We start from the raw sequence: 13587 nt of genomic DNA, 5'->3' as shown, positions 1-13587 counted from the left end.
CCCGGCGGCCGATCCGTCTCGGACCGGGCCGGGGCGATCGTGGGGGCATGAACGCACCGCAGCACACCGCCTCCACCGTCCGGCCCGGTCCCGTCGCCCTGGTCACCGGCGCCTCGCGCGGTCTCGGCCTCGCCCTCGCCAGGGGGCTGGCCGCCGCCGGCTGGCAGTTGGTGATCACGGCCCGCGACAGCGCGGAGCTCTCCGCCGCGGAAGCCGAACTGGCCGCCGTCACCACGGTCTCCGCCCCGGCCGGTTCGGTGGTCGACGACGATCACCGCGAACGCCTCGCCGAGGCCGCCGCCGCCCTCGGGGGCGCCGACCTGCTGGTCAACAACGCCTCCACGCTGACCGGTTACGACCTCGCAGGCGCGCCGCTGCCGCACCTGGCGGACTTCCCGCTGCCCGGTCTGCTGGAGACCTTCGAGGTCAATGTCCTGGCACCGATCGCCCTCACCCAGCTCCTCCTGCCCCAGCTGCGCGGCCGGGCCGGCGCGGTGCTCAACATCAGCTCGGACGCTGCCGTCGAGGCCTACGAGGGCTGGGGCGGCTACGGTGCGAGCAAGGCCGCGCTCGACCACGCCTCCGCCGTACTCGCCCAGGAGGAACCGCGGTTGAGGGTCTGGGCGGTCGACCCGGGTGACCTGCGGACCAGGATGCACCAGGAGGCGTTCCCCGGGGAGGACATCTCCGACCGGCCGCTGCCGGAGACCGTGGTCCCGGCCCTGCTGGCCCTGCTCCGTGACCGCCCCGCCTCCGGCCGCTACCGCGCCGCCGACCTGACGGCCGCCGCCGCGGCCCTCGCGCCCGATGCGGCCCTCGCCACCGTCCGGGGCGGGCGATGAGCGGGACGCTCCTGGGCCCCGGCATCGACGTCACCGTCCCGCCCGAACTCTCCGCCCGCGCACCGGCCGAGGCCCGCGGAACGGCCCGGGACGGCGTCCGGATGCTGGTCGGCCGCCGACGCGGCACGGCCGTCGAGCACCACGCCTTCACCGAGCTGCCCGAGGTGCTGCGCCCGGGCGACCTCCTGGTGGTCAACAACTCGGCCACCCTGCCCGCCGCGCTGCCCGGCCGGCTGCCCGACGGCACCCCCGTCGCGCTGCACCTCTCCTTCGCCCAGCCCGACCAACGCGGTTCCTTCCTGGTCGAGTTGCGCCGCGTCACCCCCGGTGAGGCCGCCGCCCACTACCCGCCGGCCGAGTCGCCGGCCCGACCGGGCCTGCGGGTGGCGCTGCCGGACGGCGCGTCGGCCGTGCTCGTCGAACCGTTCACCGCCCGGCTCTGGTACGCCCGACTCTCCCTTCCGGTACCGCTGTTGCGCTACCTGGCGGGCCACGGCAAGGCCATCCGGTACGGCTACGTGGACCGGGACTGGCCGATCGAGGCGTACCAGACGGTCTTCGCCACCGTCCCCGGCAGCAGCGAGATGCCCAGCGCCGCACGGCCGTTCAGTGCCGGGACGGTGGCCCGGCTGGCCGGGCGCGGGGTGCTGGTGGCGCCGGTCACCCTGCACACCGGTGTGGCCTCCCCGGAGGCGCACGAGGCGCCGTACGCCGAGCGGTTCCAGGTGCCGGCGGCCACCGCCCGGCTGGTCGGGCACGTCCGGGCCGGTGGCGGGCGGGTGATCGCGGTCGGCACCACCGCCGTCCGCGCCCTGGAGTCGGCGGTCGGACCGGAGGGGACGGTCCAGCAGGCCGACGGCTGGACCGAGTTGGTGATCACCCCCGAACGCGGGGTGCGGGCGGTGGACGGCCTGCTCACCGGCTGGCACGAGCCGCGCGCCTCCCACCTGCTGATGCTCGCGGCCGTCGCCGGGCGTCCGCTGCTGGCGCGCTGCTACGCGGAGGCCGTCCGGCACCGCTACCTCTGGCACGAGTTCGGCGACGTCAACCTGCTGCTGCCGGACTGAACCGCCCGCCCGGCCGGCCCCGCGAACAGGCCGCAGGCCGGGTGTCCGGGCAGGCCCGCCGGTCCCCGTCGGTGGATCCGTTCGCCGCCTCCTGCCGGTCCCGGTCCCGGTCCCGGCTACGGCTACAGCACGGAGGAGCCCGGCGGCAGCTCCAGCTCGAACCAGACCACCTTGCCTTCCTTGGTCCGGCGGCTGCCCCAGCGGTGCGCGAGTTCGTTGACCAGTTGCATGCCGCGGCCGCCCTCGTCCTCCTCGTGGGCACGCCGGATCCGGGGCGTCTCGCTGTCCTGGTCGGCGACCTCCACCGTGAGCACCCGGTTGCAGAACAGCCGTAGCTGGGTGGGGGATCCGGCGTGCACCAGGGCGTTGGTGATCAACTCGCTGGCGAGCAGCTCGGCCCAGTCGGCGAGCGGGTCCAGCCCCCAGCCGGCCAGCGTGTCGCGGGTGAACCGGCGCGAGTGCGAGACCATGGCGCGGTCTCCGGTCAGCGGCAGGGTGGCGATCCGGTCGGTGCCGATCGGCCGGGCCTGCGCCATGATGACGGCGATGTCGTCCTCGCTGGTGCGGTCGGTGAGCGCGGCCAGCACCGCGTCGCAGGTCTGCTCCAGCGAGCCGCGCCGGTCGGCGATCGTCCGGCAGAGCAGCCGCAGGCCCTCGTCCAGGTCGTGCCCCCGGCGCTCGACCAGGCCGTCGGTGTACAGCGCCAGGATGCCCTCCTCGGGGAGGGTGAACTCGACGCTCTCGAAGGGCACTCCGCCCACACCCAGCGGTGCCCCCGGCGGCAGTTCGAGCAGCCGGGCCAGCCCGTCGGGGCCGGCCACCACCGGGGGCAGATGGCCGGCGCAGGCGGCGGTGCAACGGCGGTCCACCGGGTCGTAGACCACGCAGACGCAGGTGGCGAACTGGCCCTCGCCGAGCGCGGACGTGGCCTCGTCCAGCCGGTGCAGCACCCTGGTCGGGTCCAGGTCGAGCGTGATCAGCGTGCGTGCCACCGTGCGGAGCTGGCCCATGGTGGCGGCGGCCCGGATGCCGTGGCCCATCACGTCGCCGACCACCAGGGCGACCCGGCCCGAGGAGAGCGGGACGACGTCGAACCAGTCGCCGCCGACCTCGCTGACCACGCTGCTCGGCAGGTAGCGGTAGGCGATCTCCAGGCCCAGCGCGCGGTGCACCTCCTGCGGGAGCAGGCTGCGCTGGAGCGTCAGTGCGGTGTCCCGCTCCCGGCGGTAGAGCCTGCCGTTGTCCATGGCGAGCGCCGTCCGAGAGGCGAACTCCTCGGCCAGCGCCCGGTCCGCCGGTCCGAACGGCTGCGGGTTGCGGGTCCGGATGAACTCCACGCCGCCCAGCACCAGGCCGCGTGCCAGCAGCGGCACCATCAGATAGGAGTGCACCCCGGAATCCAGACCCGGCTGCACCCGGTCCGGCGAGGACGCGATCCGGCGCAGCGCCGCCTCGTCGACCTCCGGGACCAGGATCGAGCGGCCGGTGCGCAGGCTCTCCGCGTACATCTGGGCGGACTGCGAGGTCGCCCCCACCTGGTCGGACGCCTCGGCCATCGTGCCGTCGGAGTCCGTTTCGCCGACCGCCACCGCCCGCATCAGCACCGAGCCCTTCTCCGGTACCGGGCCCGGCTCGTCGCCGCTGAGCACCGCGTCCCGCAGGTCGACGGTGACGAAGTCGGCGAAGCGCGGGATCACCACCTCCACCAACTCCTCGGCGGTGCGGTGCAGATCGAGGGTGGTGCCGATCCGGTTGCTCGCCTCGTTGAGCAGCGACAGCCGCTGCTGCGCGGTCCACACCTCGTCCAGGGCGCGCTGGCGGGCCGCGGCCGCGTCGCGCTCCCGGGTGAAGAGCAGCGCGTTGTCGATCGAGAGCGCCGCCCGGACCGCCAGCTCCCCGGCCAGCGCCAGGTCTTCGTCGTCGTACGGCCGCTCCACCACCGTCCGGTAGAAGCCCGCCACGCCCACCGCCGCGCCGCGGGCGATCAGCGGCAGCACCATGAAGCAGAGGAGGTTCTGCTCCCGTACCGCCGCCGTACGCACCGGGTCGTCGGCGAACCAGGCCATCCCGGCCGCGTCCATCGTCGGCACCAGCACCGGCTTGCGGTGCCGCAGGCTCCACGCGTACGGCGAGCCCGGCCGGAACCGCTGCACCCCGCCCACCCGGTCGATCGGTCTCATCGTCGAACCGGGCACCGAGTAGAAGGCCATCCGGCGCAGCACGGCGGAGCCGTCCGCCGGGGCCCGGGCCTCGCGCTCGCCGCGGATCAGGTCGTCCAGTATCTCGACCACCACCGTGTCGGCCAGCCGGGGCGTCGCGACCTCCGCCAGCTCCAGTGCGGTCTGGGCGAGATCGAGCGTGGTGCCGATCCGGGTCGAGGCGACGTTGACCAGTGCCAGCCGCTCCTGCGCGGCCCTCGCCTCGCGCAGCGCCCGCTGGCGGGCCAGGACGGTCTGGTGCTCGCGCAGGTACAGCCGGGCGTTGTCGATCGCGACGCCGGCGCGCGAGGCCAGCTCGTCGCCGACGGTGATGTCCGCCGCCGCGAACGACTCCCGCTCGCCGCGCCGTGAGTACACCACCATGCCGAGCGTGGTGCCGCGCGCCACCAGCGGGGTGATCCGCACCGAGCGCGGGCGGTCGCCGAGGTACGCCTGGTGGCCGTTCTCGGTGATGCCCTCGCTCAGCAGCGGCAGTTCCCAGGACGGCACCACCACCGTCCGCCCGGTCGCCAGCGCCCGCGTGTACGGGGAGTCCGGTGCCAGCTCGTACACCGCGTCCACCGGCAGGGTCTCGGCCGGGTACGCCGGGTCGGCGGTGGCGAGCGCGAGCCTGCGCACCAGCTGCGGGGCGGCCGGGTCGAGCGGCGCCACGCCGCGCCCGGCGACCAGCGCCTCCAGCGCGAACACGCCGCTGATGTCGGCGATCTTGGGCACCATCGCATCGGCCAGTTCGCGGGCGGTCTGCCGCAGGTCGAGGGTGGTTCCGATGGACGCGCCCGCGTCGACCAGCAGGGCCAGCCGCTCCTGTGCGCGGGCCGCCCGGGCGTCCGCGCGGAAGTGCTCGGTGATGTCGATGACGGTCGAACTGACCCCGAGGACCCGCCCGCCGGGATCCTCCAGCCGGAAGTACGAGGCCGACCAGGCGTGGTCGTGCGCCGGGTCGCCCGGGGTGCGGCCGTGCGAGTGGGTGTCCACGACCGGCTCGCCGCTCTCCAGCACCCTCCGCATCACCGCCTCGCTCTCGGCGCCGTTGATCCCGGGCAGCAACTCGGTCAGCCGGTGGCCCAGATGGGCCTCGACGGGCAGACCGTTGACCCGGGCCAGCGCGTCGTTCAGCCGGACGAAGGCGAGCCCGGTGTCGAACACGCTCATGCCGATGGGGGACTGCGTGAAGAAGCCGTCGAGGATGGCGAGATCCGCCTGGATCCGGCGCAGCGTCGTGACGTCCGCGGCGACGGCGAGGACCAGCGGGGTGCCGCCGGGCCCGGCGATCGGGTGGGTGCGGAACTCCAGCGAGACCTGGTGGCCGTCGCGGTGCCGGACGGGGAAGACCCCCGACCAGCCGCGGCCGTCCAGAATCCCCTGGAAGAGGGCCAGCACCTCGGGCCGGTTCTCCTTCGAGGTCAGCAGCTGCGCGGCCTTGGCGCCGACCGCCTCCTCGGCGGTGTAGCCGAGCAGCGCCTCGGCGTCACTGCTCCAGTGCAGGATCCGGCCGTCGGCCTCGACCAGCGCGGTCGCGATCGGCACCATCAGCAGGGCGTCCTGATCCGGCGCCCCGACCGGCTGCCCCCGGCGCGGTCGTCCGGGGCCGCCGGCATCACGCTGCTCGTTCACCATGGCCAGAGAACCGCCCGGAGATCGTTTCCACCAGCCCTGCCATCTTCCCACGCGGGCCCGGCCGACCGCGCGGGCGAGGGGCGGGGGAGTCCGCCGGCCGTTCTTCGCGAGGCCGGTCCGTCCGCGCGGTAGGGGGCGCCGCTCAGTCCAGCGCCTCCAGGACGGTGGCGTTGGCCAGGCCGCCCGCCTCGCACATGGTCTGCAGCGCGTAGCGGGCGCCCCGCGCGCGCATCGCGTGCACCAGCGTCGTCATCAGCCGGGTGCCGCTGGCGCCGAGCGGGTGGCCGAGCGCGATCGCCCCGCCGTGGACGTTCACCTTCGCCGGGTCCGCGCCGGTCTCCCGCAGCCAGGCCAGCACCACACTCGCGAACGCCTCGTTCACCTCGAACAGGTCGATGTCCGACAGCGAGAGCCCGGCCCGGCGCAGCACCTTCCCGGTCGCGGGCAGTGCGCCGGTGAGCATCAGCAGCGGGTCCGAACCGGTCACCGTGAAGGAGTGCGGCCGGGCCGGCGGGCGCAGCCCCAGCCGCGCGGCCGTCTCGCCGCTGGTGATCAGCACGGCCGAGGCGCCGTCGTTGATCGGGCTGCTGTTGCCCGCCGTCACCGACCAGCCGATCTGCGGGAACCGCTCGGCGAAGGCCGGGTCCTCGAACGCGGGCCGCAGCCCGGCCAGTACCTCGGGCGTGGTGCCGGGGCGCACCGACTCGTCCGCCGTCACGATGCCGCCGGGCGTCACCACCGGGGCCGGCTCCGCCTCGAACAGCCCGGCCGCCCGGGCGTGGGCCGCCTTGGCATGGAGGAACGGACCGAGCTTGCACCTTGTTCCCGACCTGCGATAACAAGCCCAAGGTGCATTGTGATGCGACCGTGTGTCCGCCCAGTTGACGTGAGCCCGTTCGGTCCCGCCTGCACATTCCAGCGGGCATGCAAGCGGGACCGATCGCGACGTTAGGCCGCCGGAAGGGCGAGCATCGGTCGGGCGTCACTCATGCTGGTCGGGGCGGGCGGAGTCGGCGGCGGGGGCGGTTGGGGGGAGTGCCACGCCTTGGCGGCCACGATCACGCCGCCGTCCTCGGGGCCGACCCACAGCGAGAGGTCAGCGGCGTATCCGCACCCCGCCATCGCGGCCAGCGTCCGGCCGCTCACGGTAGCGTCGTAGGTTGCTTCCTCAGGACGCTCCGGCCGATGGTGGATGAACCCGCCGAGTCCGGTGCACAGTCGGGCGTACAGCAGGGTGTCCAAGACCAGTGCGTGCCAGCCTTCGTCTACGGCCGGGGACGGCGCGATGCCGACGCGTGGGCACTTGGCCACGGTCGAGAGGAACGCCAGGGCCTCGGCCACAATGCGGCGACTCAGGTGGTGTTCCATGCCCGGGTTGCTGTCTCGCACGGTAGCGGCCACGCCCTCGAACTCCTCGGGCGTCAGCAGGTCCAGGGCCCGCACGGGCACGGCCGACGGCTCCGGGGGCATCGGGCCGGGTCCGGGCGGCTGATTGGGGCCGGGAGTGGTCATACTGGTGTCCTCCTCACACTGAGGCGATCGGTCACTGGTTAGTGGCCGGGTCGTTCGGTGGTGCGGGACCGCTCCGGTCGCTGCTCTCTGCCAAGATTTCGGCGACCGGAGCGGGTAGACGGTCGGTCAGTTCTGCTGCGGCACCGGATTCTCCGGGGAGTCGAGCCAGGCGGTCTGCCCGTGCGGGGTGGCAGTCAGACCGAAACGCTCATAGCCGGGGCGGCCTCGGTCATCCCACCAGCGGTAGGCGGCCTCCACCTCGTCCCAGAGCTTGCGTGGCCCGGACTGGTACACCTCGTACTCCGTGCGGTCTCGCACGTAGTCGGCGGACGCCCACGACTGCTTGTCTCGGCTGTACAGCCACAGCGTGTACGCGCCGTTGTCATAGCGCTCCGCTCGCCAGAACGCCCCGGGCACACCGAGCCCGATGACGAACTGCTGGAACCACTCGCCGGTGTCCCACGGAGACAGAGCAGTGACGCTCTTCTCTGCGTCAGCCGGCCAGGGCACCCCGCGCAGGTAATCGTCGAACGGTGGGCGCTCGGTTCGCTGCTGACGGATTCTCATAAAGCCCGATCCGCCGGTGAAGCGACCGACGGCCCGGCTCCGGTCCTCGTCCACGGCGAGTCGGACAATCTGTTCCCCGCCGTACTCGGTGCCGAGCGGGGCGACGATCACCGCACCCGGGGCGGCCTGCTCCAGCCACATCGGAGGGATCTCCAGCACTGAGCAGGTAGCGATGATCCGGGAGTAGCGTCCGCCCTCGGCCCACCCCTCCCGGCCGTCTCCCTCGATCACTGTCGGTGCGAGCCCCGCCCGGTGAAGGTTCTCCCGGGCTCCCTTCGCCACCTCGGGGTCGTACTCCACCGTGACCACGTTGGAGTCCCCGACGCGATGCGAGAGGAGTCCGGCGTTCCAACCCGTGCCGGTCCCGATCTCCAGCACTCGGTCATCCGGACGCACGTCCAGGTCTCGGAGCATGGAAACCACCATGGTCGGCATCGAGTTGGACGACGTCGGGGTGGTGCCGAGCCCGTCCCCCTCGTGCTCGCCGTCGTCCCACTGCGTGGTCAGTGGGATGTCCGAGTAGACCGCCCGTTCCCACGCCTCGGGGTCCGTCGCGCGGTCCACGAGAGGGTTCTGCCGTGTGCCGTCCGCGATGCCCGGCCAGATGCGGTCTGGGACGAACAACTCGCGGGGTACGGCCGTGAAGGAGGGGAGCCAGTCTGATGAAAGCGCGCCGCTGGCCACCAGCGCGGAGGCGAGCCCCTGAGGGCCCGCCTCCCTGTGCGTCTCGCCGGTCACTGGCTACTTACCGCCCGCCGGGTTCTGGCCGTCCGAGGTGTTGCCGCCCTCGTCCGAGCCCCCGCCGCCGTGCCCGGAGCCCTTGTTGCTGTCGTCCTGCTGCTTGCCGCCGTCACCGGAACCGGTGCCGCCACCACGCTTACCCATGCCACTACCTCCATGCTCGTCGTGTCCGGCGGGCGGATACCCGCCGGGTGGTGCTGCCCGTTCCGGCCGTTCTTCCCCAGGTCGGCCGGGACGGGGGACTGTGGGGCCCTGCCCGTCCCATCGGGGGGATTCGGGATGGGCTGGGCCCGGGGTCCGCTCGCGGCCGTCGAACGCCCCTTTCCTGGGCCCGCTGCGGTGGTCAAGGTCGGCGCGTCAGCGCCAGGGGTGGTTCTCCTCACGCACCCGGGCCAGCAGGCGCGCCCGTCGGGCCCGGTCCTCCGGCGACAGGGGCACCTCGCCGAACTCCTCCGGTGTGAGCACCGGCCTGGGCTCGGACGAGCGCACACGGGGCCACGGATGGGCGTGCAGCCACTCGAACGGGTTCACTGGTCCCAAACCCTCGACGGTGCCGTCCAGGGCCTCTTGCGGAGTCTCCTGGTCACTCACCGGCCACTCCCGACGCCACGCACTCCCCGCCCTCGATGTGACGGCGGGCCCGGCAGTCCGAGCAGGGGCAGGTGGCGCGTACGGCGTCGATCTGGAGCCGCGCGCCCACCGTCGGGGCCTGCCCGGCGGCATTGGCCGCCCGGTAGTCGTCCAGCGGGTTCCAGCCCGCCGGGAGCCTCGTCAACTCGAACTTGCTGGGGCCGGTCACGACCTCGCGGTACTCACGCTTGGGAGTGCGTTTCGCCATCGGTCTGTCCTCCTTCGCCGTGGCGGTGGGGGGTGCGTGACAGACCGTAGGGAGTCGACTACAGGCAGTGCCAGGAACTTGCGCCTAATTGCGCCGGTATCAGCGCAGGGCGTCTATGGCGCTGGTCAGCAGTGCACGCGCTTCGCCGCCGTAGACCGCCATCTGCGACAGGGCCAGGAACGCGGCTGCGTAGTCTCTGACCTCCCTTGGCTCCGTGTGCCGGAGATAGCCCACCGTCAGTTCGACGGAGACCACGGCATCATCGAACATGTAGAAGTCTTCGGCTGGAGACCGCGCGCGGTCCGGTCGCGTCGGAATGATTCCAAGGCTGATGCTCGGAGAGGTGCTGATGGCTATCAGATGCCCAAGCTGGCCAGCCAGCGTATCCCCGTCGCACACTGCCCCGCGCAGGACTGATTCCTCCAGCACCAAGGCAAACCGACGAGGGCCGGAGAACAGCATCCGCTGGCGCTCCATTCGAGCCTCAACAGCGGCCTCTACGTCGTCAATGGCGACTCGTGAACGCTGGATTGCGCGCAGGACGGCCGCTGTGTACTCGCGGGTCTGCACCATGCCGGGGACAACCTTGCTGGCGTACACCCGGAAATGCCGCGTGCGCTCGTACAGGTCAAACACCGACTCCTGGGCGGCTCGCAACCCAGTACGTTCCATACGCCGCCACTCGGTGTACAGCGAGTCCACGGCCCGCGCGGCTGCGATCAGGTCCGGGATCTGGCCCTCCGCGCCGCAAGCGCGGCACCATGCCCGGATATCGTCCTCGGACGGCGCGGACTTGCCGCTCTGGATTCGGGAGGTTTTGGCGGGATGCCAGCCACACCGGGCAGACAGTTCCTCGCCTTTGAGTCCAGCGTCCTTGCGTAGCTCGATGAGGCGGTTTGCCAGAGCCTTTCGAGCAGCGACAACGCTGGACGATGGCGACGACGACATGTGCTGACTGCCCGATGGTTGCTGGTATCAGAGAATCTTGTACTCGTCGTGCGGCGTTGCGCGCTCCCACGCGGCCTCGAAGGCGTCGGAGCAGAGTTGAACGGCGGCCAGGTCCTCGGTGGCCTCGTTCTCCAACCAGTCACCGTTACCGGCGAAGTGACCCCACACGACGAGCCGGCCGTCGATTAGCCAGAAGTCGTTACCCGGCAGGGCGAGCGTGGACGCCTGCCGACGTGGAAGCCATCGGACCTGTTCACCCGCCGCGACGTTGGGGAACGTCACGTCGTACTCGTACCGGATGTACTCGCTCACCGGCTCGGACACGATCCGGGCCCGACGAACCTCCACGCCGCGCGAGACCGCCTCGGCCACCACGTCGAGCCACGGACGCCACCAGGCCGACCGGTCGGCCGGATCGTGCCGAATGCCTCGTTGCCATGCGTGAAGGGCCGGATCATCGAGCATGTAGCCGTCACGCATCTCCAGGTGAACGGCGGAGCGCTGAGCTGCTTTCAGCAACTCATCCGGCCTGGTCACCACCGTCCGAGACATCGCACGCCTTCCTGATCGCTTCGACCACATGTGCAGGCATTCGGACCACGGTCTCGTAGTCCGGCACGGTGCCCGCAGCCCGAACTTCTTCCTCGGCCTCAGCGTCGAGACGATAGCCCTGAAACAGCAGGTCCATGGTCTCCTCGTCAAGGAAGATGGTCGGGGAGTTCCCATCCGGGGACTTGTCGTCCTTCCAGATCAACCGTAGTGCCATGGCGCTCTCCCATGTCCAGTCAGTTGCGGCTACTTGCAAGACAGTCACTCCCATGGACAGGGAAGCCGTCAAGAGGGCGTGCCGAAACGACGGCAACTGAGTGCAGGACGTTAGGCCCAGAACGCACGAAAGGCCCCGGCTGCCCAGTTCGTTGGGCGGCCGGGGCCGGTGTGCTGGGGGTCAGATGCGGTTGCCCCAGCGGTGGGTGGCGAGGGCGCGGGCGGCGTTGGAGCGGCCGGCCGAGGGCTCGTCGGCGGGGAGGCGGACGCGGGCGATCAGGCGGCCCGCTTCGGCGCGCAGCTGGCGGGCTTCGGCGATCAGGGGGTGGGCGACCATGACCCCATGGCGGGTGCCTCCGGCGATCAGGCGCCCGTCCGCGCGGACCTGATCATCGCAGTGCGCGGCGTCGCGCAGGTGGTGCTCGGCGAGGCGGAGCGCGGCGTGTTCCTGGGGGTCCAACTCGATTTCCAGGGTGGCGAATCCGGCGCGTAGGTCGGTGATGATCTCGTTCAGCTGGGACCTCTTTCACTACTCTCGGCTCATGGGCGTGACGCTGTGTGCATGAGGGTTGGTTGACGCCCATGCGCATCGGTACTGGGCTGCTATGACGCCCCGGACAGGGAAGAGGCGCAGCGGGGAGTCGCCCCCCGGGGTACAGTGATCCACTTCACGCGCTGACGTGCGCCGACGCCTCGTGTTTGATGGCAACTTGCGCGCTTCGAGTTGGCGAACGGCAACGCCAACTCGGCTTCACAGCAAGCTTGTTCGTAGGCGTGTGCTCGGCTCTGTGATCGGCCGCGCTGCTTCACTCATGGGCGCGGATCGGGAGGGACAGGCCCGCCCCTCCCAATCTGCGTGTCGCGCCGGGACGACTCTCCTTTGCAGGTACAGCCTGTACCCGCTATTCCTCTGTCCGGGTCACCACGCCCGGCGGATCAGCCGCTCAGCCAAGGCCCGGTGGTCGGGCTTGGCGGGGGTGGTCGGGTCGAGTCCCCCCGTGCCGAATAGTGGGCGCGGGGTGGTGGCCTCGGCCAGGTTGCGGCACAGCGCGTCCAGGTCCACGAACGGGCCAGCGGCGCGGGCAGCGTCGGCGGCGAACGGCGGCAGCGAGTACGCGGTGATGACCTGCTCGACCTCGGTGCGGCGGGTGTCCTCGGCGGCTTGGTGGGGTAGCTCGTCCGCCTCGACGGACGCGCCGCTGTGCTCCTCGCGGACGTGGGCCAACTCGGCCTCCAGGTCGGCGATTCGGGCATCTCGCGGGTCGGGCTCGGGCTCCGGCCGGCTGCCGGGCTCGGCCTCGGGTGCGGGGGTCGGCACGGCGTCGCGCTGGGCGGGGGTGTCGGGGTGGGCGACACCCCCGGGGATGGCCTCGGCGGGCGTGGGCATGGGCTCTCCGGTCTTCGTGGCGGGGCGGGCGACTGGTCCGTTTGGACCAGTAGGCAGCTCTGGGGAGGCGGGACGGAACCTCGTGCCAAAGGGCACGGGGGTCATTGCTTTGTCGGGCGGGAACCTTGGCCATTTCTCGCCAAGGTGTGCGCTCCACCCGGGGTCACGCCTTGGCGGGCGGGGTGACCGTGAAGGCGATGGCGCGGGCCGGGTCGATGGTGGCCACGCCGCACAGGGTGTCCACGATGGAGACCTCGGACTTCACGGACGGGTCGAAGTCCATGGTCACGCGTAGCGCGTACTGGTTGTCGGCGGCGGAGACGGAGCGGGCTCCGCCCTGCACCTCGCTGGGGGCACGCACCGCGAGGGCATACGCGGTCTTGTGGAAGGCCACCGCGCCGTCCAGGTACGGGGACACGACCACGCGGAAGCCGAACAGCTCGCCCATGGTGGCGTTGCGCAGCGCCTGGGAGTCTCCGGCCTCGTTGACCTTCTGGAGCTGCTCGACGTCCAGCAGGATGTTCTGCACGTCCGGGCCGATGGCAAGGAATCGAGCGGCGGCGGGGATCTCGCGGCGGGTGAAGTCGGCGGCAGCGGCGGTGAGCATCTTCACGACGTGGCCGGCCTCGCCGTGCTTGGCGTCGGCCTTGATCGCGCGGGCTCCAGTGGCCTTGCTGGCGGCGTTGAGCAGGGCGGCGGCGGCGGACTTCTCGACGTAGGCCGACACGGCGTCCATCTGGGGCTTGAGGACCTGCTCGCCGAAACTCTCGATGTTGAGCGTCATGTCCTTGGTGGTGAAGGCGGCGGCGACGGTCGGCTCGTCGGTCAGCTTCACCTGGACGTGGCCCTCCTCCACCTTGGTGTAGACGGTGGTGCCGTTGAAGTTCTGGGCGACGCGGCGCTTGGGGGTGCGCACCCGCACCACATCGCCCCGGCCGCCGGTGAACGCGGCCTCGGCGTCGCGCATCACGCACTCGCCGAGGACGGAGTTCGAGCGCATCAAGGCCAGGCTCACGGCCACGACATCGGTGATCTCGAAGGTGTTGCTGCTGGGCATCGGGAGGCGCCTTTCCTAGAGGTCCCA

The 13587-nt window shown here is 71.8% G+C and carries 14 protein-coding genes and 1 pseudogene; 2 read left to right on the top strand and 13 right to left on the bottom strand.

From position 1 onward, the window contains the following. Positions 1-47: 47 nt before the first annotated feature. Both ACIQIB_RS07505 and ACIQIB_RS07500 read left to right on the top strand, forming a co-directional pair. Positions 48-842 (top strand): SDR family NAD(P)-dependent oxidoreductase, encoded by a 795-nt coding sequence (locus tag ACIQIB_RS07505; RefSeq protein ID WP_400757180.1) that lies wholly within the window; start codon positions 48-50, stop codon positions 840-842. Beyond that, positions 839-1909, top strand: coding sequence for an S-adenosylmethionine:tRNA ribosyltransferase-isomerase (locus ACIQIB_RS07500; RefSeq protein WP_400757179.1), 1071 nt, complete (start codon positions 839-841; stop codon positions 1907-1909). Before ACIQIB_RS07505 ends, ACIQIB_RS07500 begins: the two co-directional genes overlap by 4 nt. A gap of 122 nt (positions 1910-2031) precedes the next feature. Here ACIQIB_RS07500 and ACIQIB_RS07495 read toward each other — a convergent pair whose 3' ends face one another. From ACIQIB_RS07495 to ACIQIB_RS07435, 13 genes and pseudogenes are all read right to left on the bottom strand, one after another. Then, entirely contained in the window at positions 2032-5658 is a 3627-nt protein-coding gene (locus ACIQIB_RS07495) for a SpoIIE family protein phosphatase (protein WP_400757177.1), read from the bottom strand. Between the two features lie 229 nt (positions 5659-5887). Continuing rightward, positions 5888-6541, bottom strand: a pseudogene (locus ACIQIB_RS07490) (thiolase family protein); the annotation flags it as partial. Positions 6542-6693: 152 nt separating this feature from the next. Beyond that, positions 6694-7257, bottom strand: a complete 564-nt coding sequence (locus ACIQIB_RS07485) for a hypothetical protein (RefSeq protein WP_400650547.1) — start codon at positions 7255-7257, stop codon at positions 6694-6696. A 126-nt stretch (positions 7258-7383) separates the two neighbouring features. Further along, entirely contained in the window at positions 7384-8562 is a 1179-nt protein-coding gene (locus ACIQIB_RS07480; protein ID WP_400757176.1) for a methyltransferase domain-containing protein, read from the bottom strand. 3 nt (positions 8563-8565) lie between these two features. Next, entirely contained in the window at positions 8566-8709 is a 144-nt protein-coding gene (locus ACIQIB_RS07475; RefSeq protein WP_363605038.1) for a hypothetical protein, read from the bottom strand. A 213-nt stretch (positions 8710-8922) separates the two neighbouring features. Then, positions 8923-9156, bottom strand: a complete 234-nt coding sequence (locus ACIQIB_RS07470; protein ID WP_363605037.1) for a hypothetical protein — start codon at positions 9154-9156, stop codon at positions 8923-8925. Next, positions 9149-9403: a hypothetical protein gene (locus tag ACIQIB_RS07465; RefSeq protein WP_363605036.1), complete on the bottom strand. Its 255-nt coding sequence runs from the start codon at positions 9401-9403 to the stop codon at positions 9149-9151. The genes ACIQIB_RS07470 and ACIQIB_RS07465 overlap by 8 nt, the downstream gene beginning before the upstream one ends. Before the next feature lie 99 nt (positions 9404-9502). After that, positions 9503-10351, bottom strand: a complete 849-nt coding sequence (locus ACIQIB_RS07460; protein WP_363605035.1) for a helix-turn-helix transcriptional regulator — start codon at positions 10349-10351, stop codon at positions 9503-9505. A 27-nt stretch (positions 10352-10378) separates the two neighbouring features. Beyond that, complete coding sequence (locus ACIQIB_RS07455) at positions 10379-10903, bottom strand: DUF6879 family protein (protein WP_363605034.1); 525 nt, start codon at positions 10901-10903, stop codon at positions 10379-10381. Then, positions 10872-11117, bottom strand: a complete 246-nt coding sequence (locus tag ACIQIB_RS07450; RefSeq protein WP_363605033.1) for a hypothetical protein — start codon at positions 11115-11117, stop codon at positions 10872-10874. The genes ACIQIB_RS07455 and ACIQIB_RS07450 overlap by 32 nt, the downstream gene beginning before the upstream one ends. Before the next feature lie 180 nt (positions 11118-11297). Further along, complete coding sequence (locus tag ACIQIB_RS07445) at positions 11298-11576, bottom strand: hypothetical protein (RefSeq protein ID WP_363605032.1); 279 nt, start codon at positions 11574-11576, stop codon at positions 11298-11300. A 459-nt stretch (positions 11577-12035) separates the two neighbouring features. Continuing rightward, positions 12036-12503 carry a hypothetical protein gene (locus ACIQIB_RS07440; RefSeq protein ID WP_363605031.1) on the bottom strand — a complete coding sequence of 156 codons (468 nt, stop codon included), beginning with the start codon at positions 12501-12503 and terminating at the stop codon, positions 12036-12038. Positions 12504-12666: 163 nt separating this feature from the next. Beyond that, complete coding sequence (locus ACIQIB_RS07435; RefSeq protein ID WP_400757174.1) at positions 12667-13560, bottom strand: P22 phage major capsid protein family protein; 894 nt, start codon at positions 13558-13560, stop codon at positions 12667-12669. Between the last annotated feature and the right edge of the window lie 27 nt (positions 13561-13587).

This window comes from Kitasatospora sp. NPDC092286 (genome assembly GCF_044755565.1).
Taxonomy (GTDB): domain Bacteria; phylum Actinomycetota; class Actinomycetes; order Streptomycetales; family Streptomycetaceae; genus Kitasatospora.
Note: the sequence above shows the minus strand (reverse complement) of the source record. Positions and strands in the feature narration are given on the sequence as shown.